The sequence below is a fragment of the Mumia sp. zg.B21 genome (assembly GCF_019550855.1).
Classification (GTDB): domain Bacteria; phylum Actinomycetota; class Actinomycetes; order Propionibacteriales; family Nocardioidaceae; genus Mumia.
The window spans coordinates 81,161-100,932 of the sequence record NZ_JAHWCJ010000002.1 but is presented as its reverse complement, the minus strand read 5'-3'; the positions used below and the strand labels follow the sequence as shown (position 1 = coordinate 100,932).

At 70.6% G+C, this 19,772-nt stretch carries 14 protein-coding genes; 12 read left to right on the top strand and 2 right to left on the bottom strand.

The genetic code is table 11. The annotated features are described in order from the left end of the window. The first annotated feature begins 93 nt into the window (after positions 1-93). From KV100_RS09170 to KV100_RS09130, 9 genes are all read left to right on the top strand, one after another. Positions 94-1,611: a sugar ABC transporter ATP-binding protein gene (locus KV100_RS09170; protein WP_220342656.1), complete on the top strand. Its 1,518-nt coding sequence runs from the start codon at positions 94-96 to the stop codon at positions 1,609-1,611. Continuing rightward, positions 1,608-2,651, top strand: coding sequence for an ABC transporter permease (locus KV100_RS09165; RefSeq protein WP_220342655.1), 1,044 nt, complete (start codon positions 1,608-1,610; stop codon positions 2,649-2,651). Before KV100_RS09170 ends, KV100_RS09165 begins: the two co-directional genes overlap by 4 nt. Continuing rightward, positions 2,648-3,757 carry an ABC transporter permease gene (locus KV100_RS09160; protein WP_220342654.1) on the top strand — a complete coding sequence of 370 codons (1,110 nt, stop codon included), beginning with the start codon at positions 2,648-2,650 and terminating at the stop codon, positions 3,755-3,757. Before KV100_RS09165 ends, KV100_RS09160 begins: the two co-directional genes overlap by 4 nt. Next, the gene (rhaS, locus tag KV100_RS09155) at positions 3,754-4,800 is read left to right on the top strand and encodes a rhamnose ABC transporter substrate-binding protein (protein WP_220342653.1); all 1,047 of its coding nucleotides are present in this window, start codon (positions 3,754-3,756) and stop codon (positions 4,798-4,800) included. Before KV100_RS09160 ends, rhaS begins: the two co-directional genes overlap by 4 nt. A gap of 167 nt (positions 4,801-4,967) precedes the next feature. Further along, a complete protein-coding gene (locus KV100_RS09150) occupies positions 4,968-5,360 on the top strand; it encodes an L-rhamnose mutarotase (protein WP_301021956.1) in 393 nt (130 codons plus the stop codon). Position 5,361: 1 nt separating this feature from the next. Beyond that, a complete protein-coding gene (gene rhaI / locus KV100_RS09145) occupies positions 5,362-6,525 on the top strand; it encodes an L-rhamnose isomerase (RefSeq protein ID WP_220342651.1) in 1,164 nt (387 codons plus the stop codon). Next, positions 6,525-8,594: a bifunctional aldolase/short-chain dehydrogenase gene (locus KV100_RS09140; protein ID WP_255566105.1), complete on the top strand. Its 2,070-nt coding sequence runs from the start codon at positions 6,525-6,527 to the stop codon at positions 8,592-8,594. The genes rhaI and KV100_RS09140 overlap by 1 nt, the downstream gene beginning before the upstream one ends. 9 nt (positions 8,595-8,603) lie before the next feature. Beyond that, positions 8,604-10,031, top strand: a complete 1,428-nt coding sequence (locus KV100_RS09135) for a rhamnulokinase family protein (protein WP_220342650.1) — start codon at positions 8,604-8,606, stop codon at positions 10,029-10,031. Further along, positions 10,031-11,260 carry an alpha-hydroxy acid oxidase gene (locus tag KV100_RS09130; protein ID WP_220342649.1) on the top strand — a complete coding sequence of 410 codons (1,230 nt, stop codon included), beginning with the start codon at positions 10,031-10,033 and terminating at the stop codon, positions 11,258-11,260. The genes KV100_RS09135 and KV100_RS09130 overlap by 1 nt, the downstream gene beginning before the upstream one ends. A gap of 384 nt (positions 11,261-11,644) precedes the next feature. Here the strand turns inward: KV100_RS09130 and KV100_RS09125 are convergent, their stop codons facing one another. Continuing rightward, positions 11,645-16,303 (bottom strand): family 78 glycoside hydrolase catalytic domain, encoded by a 4,659-nt coding sequence (locus KV100_RS09125; protein WP_308291401.1) that lies wholly within the window; start codon positions 16,301-16,303, stop codon positions 11,645-11,647. 197 nt (positions 16,304-16,500) lie between these two features. Here KV100_RS09125 and KV100_RS09120 point away from each other — a divergent pair, with 197 nt between their 5' ends. The 3 genes from KV100_RS09120 to sigJ all read left to right on the top strand — a co-directional run bounded on the left by KV100_RS09120 (position 16,501) and on the right by sigJ (position 19,253). After that, on the top strand, positions 16,501-17,490 hold the full coding sequence (locus KV100_RS09120; RefSeq protein ID WP_220342648.1) for a sigma-70 family RNA polymerase sigma factor: 990 nt from the start codon (positions 16,501-16,503) through the stop codon (positions 17,488-17,490). A gap of 72 nt (positions 17,491-17,562) precedes the next feature. Beyond that, a complete protein-coding gene (locus tag KV100_RS09115) occupies positions 17,563-18,321 on the top strand; it encodes an SDR family oxidoreductase (protein WP_220342647.1) in 759 nt (252 codons plus the stop codon). Then, positions 18,297-19,253: an RNA polymerase sigma factor SigJ gene (gene sigJ, locus KV100_RS09110; protein WP_308291400.1), complete on the top strand. Its 957-nt coding sequence runs from the start codon at positions 18,297-18,299 to the stop codon at positions 19,251-19,253. The genes KV100_RS09115 and sigJ overlap by 25 nt, the downstream gene beginning before the upstream one ends. A gap of 2 nt (positions 19,254-19,255) precedes the next feature. Here sigJ and KV100_RS09105 read toward each other — a convergent pair whose 3' ends face one another. Then, a complete protein-coding gene (locus tag KV100_RS09105; RefSeq protein WP_220342646.1) occupies positions 19,256-19,756 on the bottom strand; it encodes a hypothetical protein in 501 nt (166 codons plus the stop codon). Positions 19,757-19,772 lie beyond the last annotated feature (16 nt).

Below are 19,772 nucleotides of genomic sequence, written 5' to 3'. Positions count from 1 at the left end.
TGAGTCGCCTCATATACCTTGTGAACGCCACGTTAATTGAAACGATTCAAACGCGCTACCCCTCGGTGCGTACGGAAGTCGGTGAGGAAGTCGATGGCCACAGCCGCCACCGGGACGGTCGCGCTCGCCCTGAGCGACGTCTCGAAGAGGTTCGGGCAGGTGGTCGCCCTGCGTGCAGGCAGCCTGACCGTCACCACCGGGTCCATCCACGCGCTGGTCGGCGAGAACGGCGCAGGCAAGTCGACGATGGTCAAGATCATCGCGGGCCTCTATCGGCCGGACTCCGGATCGTACGAGCTGTTCGGCGAGCCGGTCGACTTCCGGACCACCGCCGACGCCAAGGACGCCGGCATCGCGGTGATCTACCAGGAGCCGACGCTGTTCCCCGACCTCAGCGTCACCGAGAACATCTTCATGGGGCGCCAGCCGCGGTCGCGGTTCGGCAGCATCGACCGCAAGGCCATGGACACCGAGGCGCGCGCGTTGTTCGCCCGTCTCGGCGTCGCCATCGACCCGGAGCGCCCCGCTGACGGCCTGTCCATCGCGGACCAGCAGATCATCGAGATCGCGAAGGCCATCTCCCTCGACGCCCGCGTCCTCATCATGGACGAGCCGACCGCCGCACTGAGCGGCATCGAGGTCGACCGCCTGATGACGATCGCCCGCGCGCTGCGCGACGAGGGCCGCGCACTGGTCTTCATCTCCCACCGCTTCGACGAGGTCTTCAGCCTCTGCGACACGATCACCGTGATGCGCGACGGCTCGTACGTCTCGACCGACGCGGTCGCCGACGTCACCGTCGACGACATCGTGCGCCGACTCGTCGGGCGCGACGTCGAGGACCTCTATCCCAAGCAGGTCGCGCAGATCGGCGACGTCGTCCTCGAGATCGAGGGCCTCACCCGTGCCGGTGTGTTCCACGACGTCGACCTCCAGGTCCGGCGGGGCGAGATCGTCGGGCTCGCTGGTCTCGTCGGCGCCGGCCGGAGCGAGATCATGCAGGCGGCGTTCGGGGTCGACCCGTACGACTCGGGCACGGTCAGGGTGGCCGGCAAGGCCGTCCCTGCCGGGGATCCCGCGGCCGCCATCCGCCTCGGGCTCGCCCTGGTCCCGGAGGACCGGCGCAAGCACGGCCTCGTCCTCGACGCCTCGATCGCCCGCAACATCACCATGGCGATCCGCCGTCGCCTCTCGCGCGCCGGCATCCTGTCGTCCGGAGCCGAGAACGCGACAGCCCGTGACTGGGCCGCGCGCCTGGAGGTCAAGGCGGCGACGCTCGACGCTCTCGCCGGCACCCTCAGCGGCGGCAACCAGCAGAAGGTCGTGCTCGCCAAGTGGCTCAGCACCGCACCCGACGTGCTGATCGTCGACGAGCCGACCCGCGGCATCGACGTCGGCACCAAGGCCGAGGTGCACCGGCTCCTGTCTGCCCTCGCCGGCGAGGGCATGGGCATCGTCATGATCTCGTCGGAGCTGCCCGAGGTGCTCGGGATGGCCGACCGGGTCGTCGTCGTGCACGAGGGCCGGATCACGGCCGAGCTGAGCCGTGAGCAGGCGACCCCCGAGGCCGTGATGTTCGCGGCGACCAACACCGAGGGAGCCTCCGCATGAGCACCGCAGCCACGACCGCGACGACGCCGGCGCCCCCGCCGCCCCCGAGCGTCGGCGCCCGGGTCCGCAAGGTCCTCCAGGCGCGCGAGACCGGCATCGTCCTGGCCTTCCTCGTGGTCCTGGCCGTGACCACCGCGATCAACCCGTCGTTCCTCTTCAGCAAGGACGGCTGGCGCGACCTCTTCCTGACGCCGTCGATCCTCGTGGTGCTCGCCGTCGGCCAGGCGATCGTCATCATCACCCGCAACGTGGACCTGTCGGTCGGGTCGATCCTCGGTCTGGTCGCCTACGCGACCGGCCGGCTCTTCGTCGACACAGGGCTGCCGATCATCGTCGTGCTGCTGCTCGCGATCCTGCTCGGCGTCGTGCTCGGCCTGATCAACGGCGCACTCGTCGCGTTCGCCAAGGTGCCGGCGCTGGTGATCACGCTCGGCACGCTCTACGTCTATCGCGGCATCATGATGTCGTGGGCCGGCTCCGACCGGATCAACGCCTCCGACATCCCGCGCGACCTGCTCACGTTCGGTACGTCGTCGGTGCTCGGCATCCCGACGCTCGCGTGGATCTCGTTCGCCGTGCTCGGGGTCGCCATCGTCTTGATGCGCAGCTCGCGCGCCGGGCGCGAGATGTACGCCCTCGGCTCCGACCCCGAGGCCGCCACGCTCTACGGGCTGCCCAAGACCAAGCGCACCCTCGTCGCCTTCGCGGTCTCCGGCGGTCTGGCCGGGCTCGCGGCCGTCCTCTACGTCGCGCGCTACGGCACCATCAGCTCCGGCGCCGGGCTCGGCATCGAGTTCGAGGCGGTCGGCGCCGCCGTGATCGGTGGCGTCGCGATCTTCGGCGGCAGCGGCACCGTCCTCGGGGCGGCGGTCGGCGCGTACCTCCTCATGACGATCAACCGCGGTCTCCCGATCCTCGGCATCCAGGACTTCTGGCAGCGCGCGGTCGTCGGCCTGCTCATCATCGTCGCGATCGTGCTGGACAAGGTCCTCAAGGACCGACAGCACAAGAAGCTGCTGGCAGAGAGGGACGCCGAATGACCAGCCTGATCGACCCCTCCGACACCTCCACGCCCTCGCGCGACCGGACCTACCGCGACCATCAGCGTCCGCTGTGGCAGCGGGTCCTGCTCAGCCGCGACGTCGCGGTCTGGGCCGCCCTGGTCGTCGTCTACCTGTACGCCTCGGCGACCGTGCCGTTCTTCGACCGGCCGATCACCATCACGTACCTCCTCCTCGACGTCGCCCCGATCCTCCTGATCGCGCTCCCGATGACGCTCGTGATCATCACCGGAGAGATCGACCTCTCGGTCGCCAGCACCGTGGCGCTCGCGAGCGTGTCGTTCGGCGTGCTCTACGACAAGGGCACGCCCGTCGTCCTCGCGGCGGTCGCCGCCCTGCTCGTCGGGGTCGTCTGCGGTGCGTTCAACGGCTTCCTCGTCACCGTGGTCGGGCTGCCGTCGCTGGCCGTCACGATCGGCACGCTCGCGCTCTACCGCGGGATCGCGGTGGGCCTGCTCGGCACCACCGCCGTCACCGACTTCCCCGAGGCGTGGACCGACTGGGCACGCGGCCGGATCGGCGAGTCAGACATCCCGTCGATCATGATCGTGTTCGCGGTGCTGGCCGTCCTCTTCATCGTCCTGCTCCACTTCACCGCCTTCGGCCGCGGCATCTTCGCGATCGGCCTCAACGAGGGCGCCGCCCGGTTCTCCGGGATCCGGGTCGAGCGCACCAAGCTGGTGCTGTTCATGCTGACCGGTGTCGTGTCGGCCATGGCAGGCATCTACTACACGCTGCGCTACGGCAGCGCCCGCGGCGACAACGCCAACGGCATGGAGCTCCAGGTCATCGCCGCCGTGCTGCTCGGCGGCGTCTCCATCTTCGGCGGACGTGGCGCACTCCCCGGCGTGATCGCCGGCGTGCTCCTCATCGGGGCGATCGGCAGCGCACTGCGCCTGGCCGACCAGACCGCCGACGTCATCAACATCGTCACCGGCCTGCTGCTGGTCGTCTCCGTCGTGGGCTCCAGCGTCCTCGGCTGGATCGGCAGCCGGCGACGTCGTGGCGCCCCCGAGCCCAACAGCACCACCCCCCAGGCCGACCCGGACGGGCCGGTCAGCAATCGAGAGAGAGAAGACCGATGACCACACAGACCACGAGGCGACGCGGCCTCGCGCGGTTCGTCCCGGCCGTCGCCGCCGTGCTGGGCATGAGCCTGGTGCTCGCCGCCTGCGGCGGGAGCGACGACGAGGGTAACGGCGGAGGCGGCGGCGACGACGTCTCGGTCACCTTCCTCCCCAAGAACCTCGGCAACCCCTACTTCGAGACGTCCTCCAAGGGCGGCAAGGCTGCCGTCGAGGAGTTCGAGGGCACCTTCAAGGAGGTCGGCCCGTCCGAGGCGACCCCCGACTCGCAGGTCAGCTACATCAACACGCTGACCCAGCAGGGCACCGGCGCCATCGCGATCTCGGCCAACGACCCCGAGGCCATCGGCGACGCGCTCCAGGAGGCGCGTGACGCCGGCACCAAGGTCGTCACCTTCGACTCCGACACCAAGCCGGAGTACCGCGACCTCTTCGTGAACCAGGCGGATGCGAAGGGCATCGCCTCCAAGCAGGTCGAGCTCATCGCCAAGGCCATCGGCGACCAGGGCAAGATCGCGATCCTCTCGGCGTCGGCGAACGCGACGAACCAGAACGAGTGGATCAAGCTCATGGAGGAGGATCTCAAGGCGAACCACCCGAAGATCCAGCTCGTCGAGACGGTCTACGGCGACGACGACGACCAGACGTCGTTCGACAAGACCGCCGCACTCCTGCAGAAGCACCCCGACCTCAAGGGCATCGTCTCGCCCACCACGGTCGGCATCGCCGCAGCGGCGCGCTACCTCTCGGACTCGCAGTACAAGGGCAAGGTCCAGCTCACCGGTCTGGGCACGCCCGACCAGATGCGCGAGTACGTCAAGAACGGCACGGTCGGCTCCTTCGCCCTCTGGAACCCCGAGGACCTCGGCTACCTGACCGCCTTCGCCGCCAAGGCGCTCGTCGACGGCGACATCAAGGGCGAAGAGGGTGACACGTTCGAGGCGGGCAAGCTCGGCGAGTACACCGTCGGCGCCGACGGTGTCGTGCTCCTCGGCGACCCGCTCGAGTTCAACAAGGACAACATCGACGACTTCCAGTTCTGAGACCTGACGTCTCGGACGAGTCGTACGCCCGAGCACAGCACCTCTGACCAGGAGGTCTGAGCTCGCCGGGCCACCCGCCCGGCACCACGACGTGGTTCCCGGTCGCCCCTGCGGCCAGGGGTGACCGGGAACCACTCCCGAACACTTCCGGAGGAACGATGCGCCGCGTGTGCTTCCAGCTTCAGGTCCGGCAGGACCGGATCGACGAGTACCGCCGGCGCCACGCCGCGGTGTGGCCAGAGATGTTGGAGGCCCTGGACGCCGCCGGCTGGCACAACTACTCGCTGTTCCTCCGCCCCGACGGGCTCCTGATCGGCTACCTCGAGACCGAGTCGCTCGAGCGGGCCCGCGCCCAGATGGCGGCCACCGACGTCAACCGGCGGTGGCAGGCCGAGATGGCCGAGCTCTTCGAGGACCTCGACGGAGCACCTGACGAAGGCTTCCTCGAGCTGGAGGAGATCTTCCACCTCGAGGACCAGCTGGCTGCCCACCAGGCGACCGAGACTTCGACGGCACAGACGACCGCGCGCGAGACCCGTGCGCGAGGAGAGAGCAACTGACATGACGAACTTCGCCGACATCGCGTCGCGGCTCACCGAGCAGGAGATCGAGGTTCCCTCCTGGGCCTACGGCAACTCCGGCACGCGCTTCAAGGTCTTCGGCTCGCCCGGCACACCTCGTACGGTCGAGGAGAAGATCGCCGACGCGGCCGCGGTCCACCGCTTCACCGGCCTCGCCCCGCGCGTCGCGCTCCACATCCCGTGGGACCAGACCGACGACTACGCGGCGCTGCGCCGCTTCGCCGAGGACCAGGGCATCGGCCTGGGCACCATCAACAGCAACACGTTCCAGGACGACGACTACAAGCTCGGCGCCCTGACCCACACCGATCCGAAGATCCGCCAGAAGGCGATCGACCACCACTTCGAGTGCATCGACGTGATGGACGCGACCGGCTCGCGCGACCTCAAGATCTGGCTCGCCGAGGGCAGCAACTACCCCGGCCAGGCGGACATGCGCGGACGGCAGGACCGCCTCGCGGAGTCGCTCGCCACGATCTATGAGCGCCTGTCCGCCGACCAGCGTCTCGTGCTCGAGTACAAGTTCTTCGAGCCGTCCTTCTACCACACCGACGTGCCGGACTGGGGCACGGCGTACACGCAGGTCGCCGCCCTCGGGGACAACGCGGTCGTCTGCCTCGACACCGGCCACCACGCCCCCGGCACCAACATCGAGTTCATCGTCGCCCAGCTGCTGCGCCTCGGGAAGCTCGGCTCGTTCGACTTCAACTCGCGCTTCTACGCCGACGACGACCTCATCGTGGGCGCGGCGGACCCGTACCAGCTCTTCCGGATCCTGTTCGAGGTCGTCCGTGGCGGCGGGTACGGCAAGGACGGCGACGTCGCGTTCATGCTCGACCAGTGCCACAACATCGAGAAGAAGATCCCCGGGCAGATCCGCTCGGTGCTCAACGTGCAGGAGATGACCGCGCGTGCGCTGCTCGTCGACACCGCGGCGCTGACCGCGGCCCAGGCTGACGGTGACGTCCTCCTTGCCAACGAGATCTTCATGGACGCCTTCTACACCGACGTACGTACCGACCTCGCCGCATGGCGCGAGACGCAGGGCCTGCCGTCCAACCCGATGCAGGCCTACCTCGCCAGTGGCTACCAGGAACAGATCGAGGCCGATCGGGTCGGCGGGACCCAGGCCGGATGGAGCTGATGAGCACGATGTCCGACAACACCACGGCGAACGCCGCCAACGAGACCGCGAAGGCGCTCATCGAGCGCTCGAACCGCCTCGGCGCCGATCCGCGCAACACCAACTACGCCGGTGGCAACACGTCTGCCAAGGGCACCGACACCGACCCGGTCACCGGCGAGGCCGTCGAGCTCCTGTGGGTCAAGGGCTCGGGAGGCGACCTCGGCACGCTCAAGGAGTCCGGCCTCGCCGTCCTGCGCCTGGACCGCATGCGTGCGCTCGTCGACGTCTACCCGGGCGTCGAGCGCGAGGACGAGATGGTCGCGGCGTTCGACTACTGCCTCCACGGCAAGGGTGGTGCCGCTCCGTCGATCGACACCGCGATGCACGGGCTCGTCGACGCGGCGCACGTCGACCACCTGCACCCCGACTCCGGGATCGCGGTCGCGACCGCCGCCGACGGCGAGGAGCTGACCGGCAAGATCTTCGGCGACAAGGTCGTCTGGGTCCCGTGGCGTCGTCCCGGCTTCCAGCTCGGGCTCGACATCGCCGAGATCAAGGCCAAGAACCCGCAGGCGATCGGCTGCGTCCTCGGCGGGCACGGCATCACGGCGTGGGGCGACACCTCCGAGGAGGCCGAGCAGAACTCGCTGTGGATCATCCGCACCGCGGCGGCCTACATCGAGGAGCACAGCAAGCCCGAGCCGTTCGGCCCCGCCCTCGACGGGTACACCGCGCTGCCGGAGGACGAGCGGCGCGCCAAGGCTGCCGCGCTCGCGCCGACGATCCGCGGGATCGCGAGCCAGGACCGCCCGATGGTCGGCCACTTCACCGACTCCGACGTGGTGCTCGACTTCCTCTCGCACGCCGAGCACCCGCGGCTCGCCGAGCTCGGCACCTCGTGCCCCGACCACTTCCTCCGTACGAAGGTCAAGCCGCTCGTGCTCGACCTCCCCGCGGACGCGTCGGTCGAGGACTCGATCGCCCGCCTGAAGGAGCTCGCGGGGTCCTACCGCGAGGACTACCAGGCGTACTACGACCGGCACGCGACGTCGGACAGCCCCGCGATCCGTGGTGCCGATCCGCTCATCGTGCTGGTCCCGGGTGTCGGCATGTTCAGCTTCGGCAAGGACAAGCAGACCGCCCGCGTCGCCGGTGAGTTCTACGTCAACGCGATCAACGTGATGCGCGGCGCCGAGGGGCTCTCGACATACGCGCCGATCGACGAGTCGGAGAAGTTCCGCATCGAGTACTGGGCGCTGGAGGAGGCCAAGCTCCAGCGGATGCCGAAGCCCAAGCCGCTGGCCACCCGCGTCGCGCTCGTCACCGGCGCTGCGTCCGGCATCGGCAGGGCCACCGCGGAGAAGCTCGCCGCCGAGGGCGCCTGCGTCGTCATCGCCGACCTCGATCTGGAGAAGGCCCAGGAGGCTGCGGCCGAGCTCGGGAGCACCGACGTCGCGGTCGGCGTCCAGGTCGACGTCTCCGACGCCGACGCCGTCCAGGCAGCCGTGGACGCGGCGGTGCTCGCGTTCGGCGGTGTCGACCTCGTCGTCAACAACGCCGGCCTCTCGCTCTCGCGCTCGCTGCTGGAGACCACCGAGAAGGACTGGGACCTCCAGCACGACGTCATGGCCAAGGGGTCGTTCCTCGTCTCGAAGGCCACGGCGAAGGTGATGATCGAGCAGGAGATGGGCGGCGACATCGTCTACATCTCCTCGAAGAACTCGATCTTCGCCGGCCCCAACAACGTGGCGTACGGCGCGGCGAAGGCCGACCAGGCGCACCAGGTCCGGTTGCTCGCGGCCGAGCTCGGCGCGTATGGCATCAAGGTCAACGGCGTGAACCCCGACGGTGTCGTCCAGGGCTCGGGCATCTTCGCCAGCGGCTGGGGCGCGAACCGCGCCGCGGTCTACGGCGTGGAGGAGAAGGACCTCGGCAAGTTCTACGCGCAGCGGACCATCCTCAAGCGCGAGGTGCTGCCTGCCAACATCGCCAACGCGGTGTTCGTCCTCTGCAGCGCCGAGCTGAGCCACACGACCGGGCTGCACATCCCCGTGGACGCCGGCGTCGCCGCCGCGTTCCTGCGCTGAGGCCGGTGCATGTCTGAGCCTGTCCACGTCGCCTCGGTCGACCTCGGCGCCACCAGCGGACGCGTGGTGGTGGCCGAGGTCGGCCCGGACGGTGCGCGGCTGGAGGTCGTGCACCGGTTCGCGAACGCACCGGTGCGGCTGCCCGACGGTCTGCACTGGGACGTCGTCGGGCTCTTCCGCGAGGTCGTCGACGGCCTGCGGCTCGCCGTACGCTCCACGCCCGGCCTCGCCGGCGTGGCGGTCGACAGCTGGGCGGTCGACTACGCCCTGCTGCGGGACGGGCGGATGGTCTCGACGCCGTTCCACTACCGCGACAGCCGCACCGCGGCCGCCGTGGAGTCCGTGCACGCGACTGTGGCGCCCGCTGCCCTCTATGCGCGCAACGGGCTGCAGCACCTGCCGTTCAACACGGTCTTCCAGCTCGTCGCCGACGGCACCCACCTGGAGCACGCCGACACGATGCTGATGGTGCCGGACCTCATCGGGCACTGGCTGAGCGGCCACGTCGGGACCGAGCTCACCAACGCCTCGACCACGGGCCTGCTCGACGTGACGACCGGCACCTGGGACACCGACCTCGCCAAGACGCTCGGCATCGCGCCGGACCTCCTGGCGCCGCTGGTCGCCCCGGGGACCACGCTCGGAGGGCTGCTGCCGCACATCGCGGCGGAGCTCGGCGGGCACGACCTGACCGTCACCACGGTGGGCTCGCACGACACGGCCTCGGCGGTCGCCGGCACGGTGCTGGGGCCGGACGACGCGTACGTGTCGTGCGGCACCTGGGGGCTGGCCGGGCTCGAGCTCGAGCGACCTGTCCTCGACGACGCGGCACGGCAGGCAGGCTTCACGAACGAGGGGGGCGTCGACGGGCGCGTCCGGTTCCTCCACAACGTGATGGGTCTGTGGCTGCTGAGCGAGTCCGTACGCACGTGGGAGCGCGAGGACGGGCGACCGGTCGAGCTGGCGTCCCTGCTGGCTGCCGCCGCCGAGGTCGAGACACCGCTGCTCTTCGACGTCGACGACCCGCGCTTCCTCCCGCCGGGCGACGTCCCGGCGCGGATCCGCGCGTACGCCGCAGAGCACGGCCTGCGGCCGCCGACCGGTCGCCCGGAGACGACACGCGCGATCCTCGAGAGCCTCGCCGAGGCGTTCGCGACCACGCTCCGCCGCGCCGCGGAGCTCGCGGGTCGCCGGGTCCGCCGGATCCAGATCGTCGGTGGTGGCGCGCTCAACGGGCTGCTGTGCCAGCTCACCGCCGACCGATCGGGGCTCGAGGTGCTCGCCGGACCGGTGGAGGCCACCGCGCTCGGCAACGCGCTCGTGCAGGGCCGGACGCTCGGCGCCTTGTCCGGCGACCTGGACGCGCTCCGCGCTCTCGTCGGGAGCACGCTGGACCAGCAGCACTATCTTCCTCGCCCGCTCGGAAAGGTCTCCTGATGGATCGACGCGTACCCCACCCCCGCGATCTCGGACCGCTGCTGAAGTTCAAGAAGCCGGTCCTCAGCCCGCGCGAGCGTCGGCTCGCGTCGGCCCTCACGATCGACGATCTCCGTACGATCGCGAAGCGGCGGACCCCACGCCCGGCGTTCGACTACACCGACGGAGCCGCTGAGGAGGAGCTGTCGCTGGCCCGAGCGCGTCAGGCGTTCCAGGACGTGACGTTCCACCCTCGGATCCTCCGCGACGTCTCCAAGGTCGACACCTCGTGCCAGGTCCTCGGCGCCACGTCGGCGCTGCCGTTCGGGATCGCGCCGACCGGCTTCACCCGCATGATGCAGACCGAGGGCGAGTACGCCGGGGCGGGCGCGGCGGGAGCGGCCGGCATCCCGTTCGCGCTGTCGACGATGGGCACTGCCTCGATCGAGGACGTACGGGCAGCCAACCCGGCAGGGCGCAACTGGTTCCAGCTCTACATGTGGAAGGACCGCGAGCGGTCGATGGCGCTGGTCGAGCGCGCCGCCGCGGCGGGGTTCGAGGCGCTCGTCGTGACCGTCGACGTCCCGGTGGCCGGCGCGCGGCTCCGCGACACCCGCAACGGCATGACGATCCCGCCCACGCTCACGCCGCGGACAGTGGTCAACGCGATCCCGCGGCCGGCCTGGTGGATCAACTTCCTCACGACCGAGCCCCTGGCGTTCGCCTCGCTCGACCGCTGGTCGGGCACGGTCGCCGAGCTCCTCGACACGATGTTCGACCCGACGGTCGACTACGAGGACCTCGCGTGGATCAAGGAGCAGTGGCCGGGCAAGCTCGTCGTCAAGGGGGTGCAGAGCGTCGAGGACGCCTCGCGTCTCGCCGAGATGGGTGTCGATGCGATCGTGCTCTCCAACCACGGTGGCCGTCAGCTCGACCGAGCGCCCATCCCGTTCCACCTGCTGCCGGACGTCGCCCGCGAGGTCAAGGGCACGACCGAGATCCACCTCGACACCGGCATCATGTCCGGCGCCGACATCGTCGCGGCGCTCGCCCTGGGGGCCGACTTCACGCTCATCGGACGCGCCTACCTGTACGGGTTGATGGCCGGTGGACGGGCCGGTGTCGACCGCGCGATCGAGATCCTCTCCACCCAGCTCGAGCGCACCATGCGCCTGCTGGGAGTCAGCAGCGTCGACGAGCTGCAGCCGTCGCACGTCACCCAGCTCCTACGGCTGATCCCCAGGGGGTAACCACAACGTGCGGGGGGACGGGGGAACGGTGACACGGCACGGCCAGGGTCGGCTCGACCGTGACGACCTCGTCCTGCTCGCTCTCGTCGCGAAAGGGCTCACGGTCGAGGCGGTCGGCCGTCGCCTCCTCCTGTCGGAGCGGACCGTACGGCGCCGTCTGCGCACGGGTGTGCTCGGCGCTCGAGGTCTCGACACCGATCGAGGCCGTCGTCTGGGCCGTACGCCACGACCTCATCTGACCCGACCACCCGCGGGTCACCCTCTGGGACTCGCGGGTCACTCTCTGGGACTCGCGGGTCGCCCTCGACCGGGAGAGTGACCCGCGGGCCGAGGAGAGTGACCCGCGAGCCAAAGCGAGTGACCCGCGAGCGGGGTGCGGGGTGCCTACGAGACCGGGAGCGACCAGACGTCGGCGATCGACGGGTCGTAGTCGGCGCCGGTGTCCTGGAACCTCACGCGCACCGTGCCGTCTGCGGTGAGGTCGGGCCGGTCGACGAGCACCTGGTACGTCTGCGTGCCCTCGCCACCCTCCGTACGCCTCGTGTCGTGCGAGTGCACGACCACACCGTCCACGACGATGTCGTACGTCTTGCGGCGCGCCCCGTCGTACGTCTCGACGGCCCGCAGCACGAACGCCTTGCCCGCCGGCACGCCGAGGTCCATCTCGAACCAGCCACCCGGGTACGACGAGTGCGTGTAGCGGCGGGTCAGTCCGGCTTCGACGTTCGTGCCGCTGTTCGGCGACGCGGTCAGGCCGTGCGCCTGCTCCGACGCGGAGAGGCCCACGTCGACGTGGTCGACGGCACCGGGCGGCGGCGTCGTCAACGTCACGCCGAGGGTCGCCGCCGCCTTCTGCGACTCCGTCGCTCCCGTCGAGGCGGTGAGTGTCAGCGGGCCTGCGACGACCGTCGTCGGAACCGTCACCGTCACCGGCACGTCCGCCGTGGCGCCGGCCGGCACCGTGTACGACGTCGGTGCCGGCGAGGTCACCCCGGGGCCTGACACCGTCAGCTCGCCCGAGGCCGGCCGCGTGCTGTGGTTGCGGACGACCGCCGTCACCGTCACCTCGTCGCCTGCGGTCGCGGCCTGTGGCGCCACGGCCGCGGAGTCGAGCGTGAGCGTGGGGGAGACGACGACGTCGGCGGAGACCGGGAGCGTGGCCCTGCCCCAGCTCTGGCGGTACGACACCGTGCCCGTCAGCGTCTCCGTACCGATCGGAGTGCCGTCAGGCACGACCACGTCGTACAGGTGGGTGACCGTCGTCCCGGCGCCGACCGTGGCCGGCCGCGCCCCGACCGGCTCCACTGTCCAGCCCGATGCCGAGCGCAGCGCGCTCGTCACGTTCGGCAGGGACTTCGTGCCGGTGTTCTGCAACGTCACCGCGACCCGTACGGTGTCGCCCGCCAGGTGGACCGGGCCCCGCGGCTCGGCCTTGGCGACCGCCCCGACGATGACGCCCGACGCGGCCGAGAGATGCCCGTCGATGCGCGCGAGCGTCGCCTTCAGCGACGCGGCGGTCGGTGTGTCGACCAGCCGCAGCACGCGCTGCAGGTCAACCCACAGCTCGAGCGCCGACACGGTGGCGAGCGCCTGGTGAGTTCGTGTTGCCGCGGTGTCACGGTCGCCCTCGGCGCGAGCCGCGCGAGCCTGCTCGACCTGGCGGTCCAGCGTGGCGACCTCGGCCTGCAGGTGCCGCTTCAGCAGCCGCGTCAGCAGGCCCTTCGTCGCCAGCGCGTCGACCTGCCCGGCCAGCACGTCCACGTCCGCGGCCGCCTCACCCAGCTCGCCGAGCGCGCGGTCGATGCCGAAGCGGTAGTCGCCCGACCCCACCTCGTACACGGCGTGCCCGTCCTCGTACGCGACGAACCGCACCCCGTCGGCCGACTCCGCGGCACCACCGCCCTCGGTCACCGCCCAGCGGCCTGGTGCCGGGATCCGGATCTCCGCCGTCGTGTTCGCCGGCACGGACACCTCGAGATCGAGCCCGCCGCTGACCTTCTTCCACGCGCTGCGGACCGTGCCGTAGCGCGTCTCGACCGCAAACGTCACGTGGTCGATGCCCTCGCCCGGCTCCGGCGCGACCAGCACCTTGCGGTAGCCCGGCTCGAGCTCGGAGACCCCGGCCATCGTCCGGTACATCCACTCGCCGACAGCGCCGTACGCGTAGTGGTTGAACGAGTTCATGCCGACGTCGTTGAAGGTGCCGTCGGGGTTGATCGAGTTCCAGCGCTCCCAGATCGTGGTCGCGCCCTTGCCGATCTCGTACCCCCAGGAGGGGTAGTCCTCGTTCTGCAGGAGCCGGTACGCGATGTCGGTGCGGCCCGCCTTCGTCAGCGCCGGCAGCAGTCCGTCGACCCCGAGGAAGCCGGTCGAGAGGTGGTAGTCGCGGCGCTCGAGCGTCTCGACGAACTGGTCGACCACCGCGTCGAGCCGGTCGGCCGGTGCCAGGTCGTTGATGATCGTGAGGATGTACGAGGTCTGGCTGTCGCCCTTCACCGTCCCGTCGGCGGCGACGAAGGCGTCCTGGTACGCAGCGCGGATCGCCTCGTACCGTGCCTGGTAGGCCGCAGCGTCCGCGTCGTTGCCGATCGCCTCAGCCATCTGCGCGAACTCGCGGGTGCTCTTCGCGACGAAGGCGGTGTCCAGCACGTCGGCCGGCGTCGGGTCGTCGAGGTTGAGCCAGTCGAGGTATCCGCCGGCCGACCGGATGTGGTTGGTCGAGTCGGCGTCGAGGAAGTCGACGTACTTCTTCATCATCGTGTAGTTGTCGCGGATCACCTCGGTGTCTCCGTACGCCCGCCACAGCGTCCACGGCACGTGCACGCCGGCGTCCATCCACCCCGCCGACTCGTACCCGCCGTCGAACCGTCCGGGCACGATCGGCGCGACGCCCGGCAGCGACCCGTTGGCGCGCTGGGTGTCGCGGAGGTCCTGGAGCCACTTGTCGAGGAACGTCTGCGCGTCCATGTCGTAGCCCGCCGTGCGGGCGAACACGTTGATGTCACCGGTCCACCCCATCCGCTCGTCGCGAGCCGGGGTGTCGGTCGGGATCGAGAGGAAGTTGCCCCGCATGCCCCAGACGATGTTGCGGTGGAGCTGGTCGACGAGGTCGGAGGAGGTGTCGAGCTCGGAGGTGAGCTCTCCGTCGGTGCCCACGACGACACCCACGACGTCCTCGGCGTCCGGCGCTTCATCGACGCCGGTGACCTCGACGTAGCGGAATCCGTGGAACGTGAACGCGGGCTCGTACGTCTCGGGGCCGTCGGAGCCGAGCGTGTAGTAGTCGGTCGCCTTCGCGCTGCGGAGGTTGGCGGTGTAGAGGGTGCCGTCGGGATTGAGCACCTCGCCGTGACGGATCCGGACCGTGTCGCCCTTGTCGCCGTCGAGGGTCAGGCGGACGTGGCCGACCATGTTCTGGCCGAGGTCGTAGAGGTGGGCACCGTCGGTCGGAGAGTCGATCCGGCGGGTCTCGGTGAGCTCCTGGGTCACGCGGACCGGCGGCGCGGTCTGGGGCTCGAGCGTGTCCACCGGCTCGTCGCGGACGACCACGTCGGTCCAGCCCTCGGGCTCGTACGACGGCTCGTCCCAGTCACCGAGGGCGTCGGCACGCCGCCGGTCGAAGGTCTCGCCGTCGAGCAGGTCGGCCGCGCGCACAGGGCCGTCGGTCGCGTTCCAGGAGCCGTCGGTCGCGACCGTGGTCGAGGTGCCGTCGGTGAAGTCGACCACGAGCTGGGCGATCAGGGAGGTGTCGGTGCCGTACGTGTTGGGGCCGAACATCGCGATGTTGCCGGTGTACCAGCCGCGGGAGAGCTCGGCCCCGAAGGCGTTGTCGCCGGAGCGGACGAGGTCGGTGACGTCGTACGTCTGGTGGTCGATGCGCTTGTCGTACGCGGTCCAGCCGGGGGCGAGCTCGTGGTCGCCGACACGCTCGCCGTTGAGGTGCAGGCGGTAGACGCCGCGCGCGGACGCGTAGACGCGCGCACGCTCCACCTCTTTGCCCGCCAGGTCGAACTCCTTGCGGAGCAGGGGGACGGGATCGTCGCGTCGCAGCCACACCTCGGGGCCGGCGGCGTCGACCTTGAGCGTGCCGTCGGCGACCGTGCCGGCAGAGAAGGTGCGGTCGCCAGCGGGGAAGGTGGTGTCGACGAGCGTGGTGCCGTCGTCGGAGGTGACCACCACGTCGTGCACCAGCCCGGTCTCGGGTGCGCTGGTGCGGAAGCCGAGGGCGCCGGGGCCGGTGAAGGTTGCGTCGGTGCGCTCGTCGAGCAGCGCCCCGTCCACCGAGGTCCTGATCGTCGTGCCGTCGACCTCGACGCGGTAGCGGTGCTCGGCCGCGAAGTCGAAGCCGGCAGGGAACGGCGTGGCCGGGAGGACTCGGTATCCGCCGTCCTTGACGTGCGGTCGCAGCGACTTCTCCGCCTCGCTGATCTGCCACATGTAGGCGTGTTCGGTGTCGCGGCCGCGGAAGTAGACGCCGAGGGCGCCGGAGATGCGCGAGGCCGTGAACTCGATCGTGTAGTCCGTCCACTGCGCGCCCAGCTCTGGGCGGGCGGCGCCGACCCACGCGGCCTTCCAGTCCGAGGCCGTGAGGAGACCGGTCTCGAACGTGGCGGGGTCGCTCCACGACGACGCCGCGCCCGTGTCGTCCCAGACCCGGACCGACCACACGTAGCCGGTGCCGGAGGCAAGCGCAGGCCCGCCGTAAGGCACCTCGACGGACTGGCGGGACTCGACCTTGCCGCTGTCCCACACGTGGGGGTCGCTCAGCCGCGCTTCGCTGCGCGCCACGCGGACCTGGTAGGCGCTCTGGGTGACGCCGCGGCGGTCCGCGTCGAGCTGCCAGCCCAGGCGTGGTTTCCTGCCGTCGATCCCGAGCGGGTTCTCCGTTCCGTTGACCCGGAGCGCGCCGACCGTCGGCGGAGCGGACGACGCGGTGGCGGCGGTGGAGGCTGAGGCGTCGATCGTGGCGGCGGCGGGCGTCTGGAGGCCGAGCAGGAGTGCGGCTGCGGCGACGAGAACGAGAGGGCGGGGTGGGATTCCCACGGTGGCTCCTTCGCTGGAAACGTTTGGAACGTTTCAACAGACGCTAGAGTGACGTAGGTCACTCCGCTAGCCCTGTGACCGGTTCCGGCCACGGGCCCCGGCAACCGGATGACAACTCGCTCGTCCGAGAACTGTCAGTTGCGTACGTTTTCCTGTGGGTGTGGCGGTGGGAAACTGCTGCGGATGGGGGAGGGACCATGACGGCCATTGCAACGACCGAGCTCGAGCTCGAGACCTATCGCCGGGAGCTGACCGGCTACTGCTACCGCATGCTGGGCTCTGCGTTCGATGCCGAGGACGCCGTCCAGGAGACGATGGTTCGCGCCTGGCGAAGCCTCGACAAGTTCGAGGGCCGATCGTCCCTGCGGTCCTGGCTCTACCGGATCGCGACCAACGTCTGCATGGACATCCTCGGCTCCGGCCAGCGGCGCGCCCGCCCGATGGACCTCTCCGCGACCGCCTGGCAGCCGGTCGTCCACTCGCTCGCGGCGCAGCGCGCCAACGAGGCGTGGATGGAGCCGATGCTCGACGAGCGCATCATCCCCGACTCGGCCGATCCCGCGGAGGTGGCAGCAGGCCGTGAGTCGATCAGACTCGCGTTCGTGGCGGCTCTGCAGCATCTGCCGCCGCGTCAGCGTGCGGTGCTGGTGCTCCGTGAGGTGCTCCGGTGGAGGGCTGCCGAGGTCGCCGACCTCCTCGACACGTCGGTCGCCTCCGTCAACAGCGCGCTCCAGCGGGCCCGGGCGACCTTGAGCACGGTGCGGTCGACGTCCGGAGACACCTACGACGAGCTCGACGCCGATCAGCAGGAGCTTCTCGCGAAGTACGTCGCCGCGTTCGAGGCGTACGACATGGACACCTTCGTGTCCCTGTTGAGAGAGGACGCCACGCAGAGCATGCCCCCTTTTGTCATGTGGCTCCAGGGACGGGAGGACATCCGGACGTGGATGGAGGGGCCCGGCAAGGAGTGTCTGGGATCTCGCGTGGAGCCGATGAGTGTCAACGGCGCTCCAGCGCTGGCGCAGTGGCGGCCCGCGCCCGAGGGCGGGTTCGTCCCGTGGTCGATCACTGTCCTCGACGTCCAGGGCGGCGAGGTCACGAACATCTCGACCTTCCTGGACACCCGCCTGTTCCCGTTGCTCGGACTCCCGGGGACGCCCCCGGAGCGACCGTACGAGGTCCCATAACGCCACATGTCACACCGGCGCCCGCTGCGCCGTCCCCTCAGTAGGAGCACTTCCACAGCGAAGGGGACGACAATGAGGGTCGCAGTCATCGGGGGGACGGGCACGCTGGGCAGCGTGGTGGTCGCCGCGTTGCAGGCGCGCGGTCACGAGGTGCGGCGGGCGAGCCGCAGCAGCGCGAGTCATCCGGTGGACCTGAGCACCGGAGCGGGTCTGCGCGAGGTGCTCGACGGGTGCGCGGCGGTCGTGGACGCGAGCAACGGGTTCGGCTCCAAGGCAGCGCAGGCGGTCCTGATCGACGGATCCCGGCGTCTCCTGGAGGTGGAGAGCGCGGTCGGGGTAGCCCACCACGTGGTGGTCTCCATCGTCGGCTGCGACAAGGTCCAGAACGCGGGCGGATTCGGGTACTACCGGGCCAAGGTCGAGCAGGAGGAGGTCGTACGGACGGGGCCCGTCCCGTGGACGCTCGTGCGGGCGACCCAGTTCCACGACCTCCTCGACACGCTGTTCGCCGGCGCCGCCAAGGTCGGGATCCGCCCCTCCGTGGAGGCGCCCCTGCAACCGGTCGACGTCGGCGACGTCGCTCACGCGATCGCCGACGCCGTCGACTCGGGCCCGGTGGGTCGCACGCTCGCGGTCGCCGGCCCGCAGGTGGCATCTCTGCGAGATCTTGGTCGGACATGGTCCGTGGCAACCGGTCACCGACGCCTCCCGGTGCGTGTGCCCGCGTGGGGGCCGCTGCGCGAGGTCGGAGCCGGGGCGCTGGTCGACGACGACCCCGACGTGCGAGGGATGACCACGTTCGCCTCGTGGCTGAAGGCGCGGTACGCATGATCGACGACGTGCGCCCTCCCGGCGGCGAGACCACCGCCGACGAGCTCCTCGCCGTGGGGTTCGAGGAGCACCGGGCACACCTGGAGCGGGTGGCCTACGCCGTCACCGGCTCCCGTGCGGCTGCCGAGGACTGTGTCCAGGAGTCCTGGCTGCGGCTCCAGCGGGCCGACCGCGGAGCGATCCGAGACCTGCGCGCGTGGCTCACGACCACCGTGGGACACCTCGCTCTCGACCAGCTAGGGAGCGCCCAAGCCCGGCGCGAGCGTTACGTCGGCACGTGGCTGCCGGAGCCCGTCGTGGAGCCGCTCCCGCCGCTCGCCGCCGCCTCTCGCGCGATCGACCCAGCCGACCGGGTGACCCTCGACGAGTCGGTCAGCATGGCCCTGCTCGTCGTCCTCGAGCAGCTGACACCGGCGCAGCGGGTGGCCTACCTGTTCCACGACGTCTTCGGGATGTCCTTCGACGAGGTGGCCCGTGTCGTCGGTCGGACGCCGGCAGCGGTGCGGCAGCTCGCGGCGCGGGCGCGCAAGGACGTCCGCGAGGGTGCCCCGAGGGCGAACCCGTCGGTCCGCGAGCAGCGCGAGGTCGTCGAGGCCTTCGTCGCCGCCTGCGCCGGGGGTGACCTGGCGGCGTTGGTCAGCGTGCTCGATCCGGACGTCGTGATGCGCTCGGACGGCGGGGGCAATGTGCCCGCCCCTCGTGCCGCGCAGCACGGGGCCGTGCAGGTGGCCCGCATCATGCTCGGGTTCCTGCGGCGACCGCCGCGCGAGGTGCGTCCGGCCCTCGTGAACGGCGGCTACGGCATCGTCATGTGCGACTCGACGGGCACCTGGTCGGTCACGTCGTTCACGGTGGTCGACGGCCTCGTCGCGGCCATCGACATCGTCCGCAACCCCGACAAGCTGGGAGACCTGGCGCGTCCTGACCGGTGAGATCAGTGCGTCAGCAGAGCCCGGGCTCGGCACCGCCAGCCGGCACGCTCGACGCGCTGTGCCGGTCGCTGGGCGCGCTGTGCCGGTCGCGAGGCGCCGACCCAGCGAGACGGAAGGTCGACACCCGCCGTGCTCCGGGCACGCCGACGGTGGTCGGCGTGGGCGCGCGCGAGCACCTCGTGGTCGGCGTACGCGTCGAGCAGCGCGGCGGTTCCGTCGAGAACCTGAGCGGTCTCGCGCCAGACGCGCTCGACGGCGGCCTGGTCGCCGTACCCGCCCTGCTCGAGCAGGTGGTCGAGGCGTGCCTCGAAGGTGCGGACCCAGTGCGCATGCGCGGCGAGCAGGAGGGAGTCGAGCGAGCCGAACGTCTCCGACCGGGCGCGGCGCACGGCAGCCGGCAGCGCGGTGGGGTCCTGGCTGATGGTTTCGGTGAGCGCGTGGAGGGCGCGCTGGCGCCGCGTGGTCTGCTCCCACGCGGAGCGGTCGATCGTCGAGGTGGTCATCGGAGTCCTCTCGTCC

Bases quoted from the DNA above. Each gene is read 5' to 3' on its own strand.
- KV100_RS09170 (WP_220342656.1), top strand. From the start codon at position 94: ATGGCCACAGCCGCCACCGGGACGGTCGCGCTCGCCCTGAGCGACGTC.
- KV100_RS09165 (WP_220342655.1), top strand. From the start codon at position 1,608: ATGAGCACCGCAGCCACGACCGCGACGACGCCGGCGCCCCCGCCGCCC.
- KV100_RS09160 (WP_220342654.1), top strand. From the start codon at position 2,648: ATGACCAGCCTGATCGACCCCTCCGACACCTCCACGCCCTCGCGCGAC.
- rhaS (WP_220342653.1), top strand. From the start codon at position 3,754: ATGACCACACAGACCACGAGGCGACGCGGCCTCGCGCGGTTCGTCCCG.
- rhaI (WP_220342651.1), top strand. From the start codon at position 5,362: ATGACGAACTTCGCCGACATCGCGTCGCGGCTCACCGAGCAGGAGATC.
- KV100_RS09140 (WP_255566105.1), top strand. From the start codon at position 6,525: ATGAGCACGATGTCCGACAACACCACGGCGAACGCCGCCAACGAGACC.
- KV100_RS09135 (WP_220342650.1), top strand. From the start codon at position 8,604: ATGTCTGAGCCTGTCCACGTCGCCTCGGTCGACCTCGGCGCCACCAGC.
- KV100_RS09130 (WP_220342649.1), top strand. From the start codon at position 10,031: ATGGATCGACGCGTACCCCACCCCCGCGATCTCGGACCGCTGCTGAAG.
- KV100_RS09120 (WP_220342648.1), top strand. From the start codon at position 16,501: ATGACGGCCATTGCAACGACCGAGCTCGAGCTCGAGACCTATCGCCGG.
- KV100_RS09115 (WP_220342647.1), top strand. From the start codon at position 17,563: ATGAGGGTCGCAGTCATCGGGGGGACGGGCACGCTGGGCAGCGTGGTG.
- KV100_RS09105 (WP_220342646.1), bottom strand. From the start codon at position 19,756: ATGACCACCTCGACGATCGACCGCTCCGCGTGGGAGCAGACCACGCGG.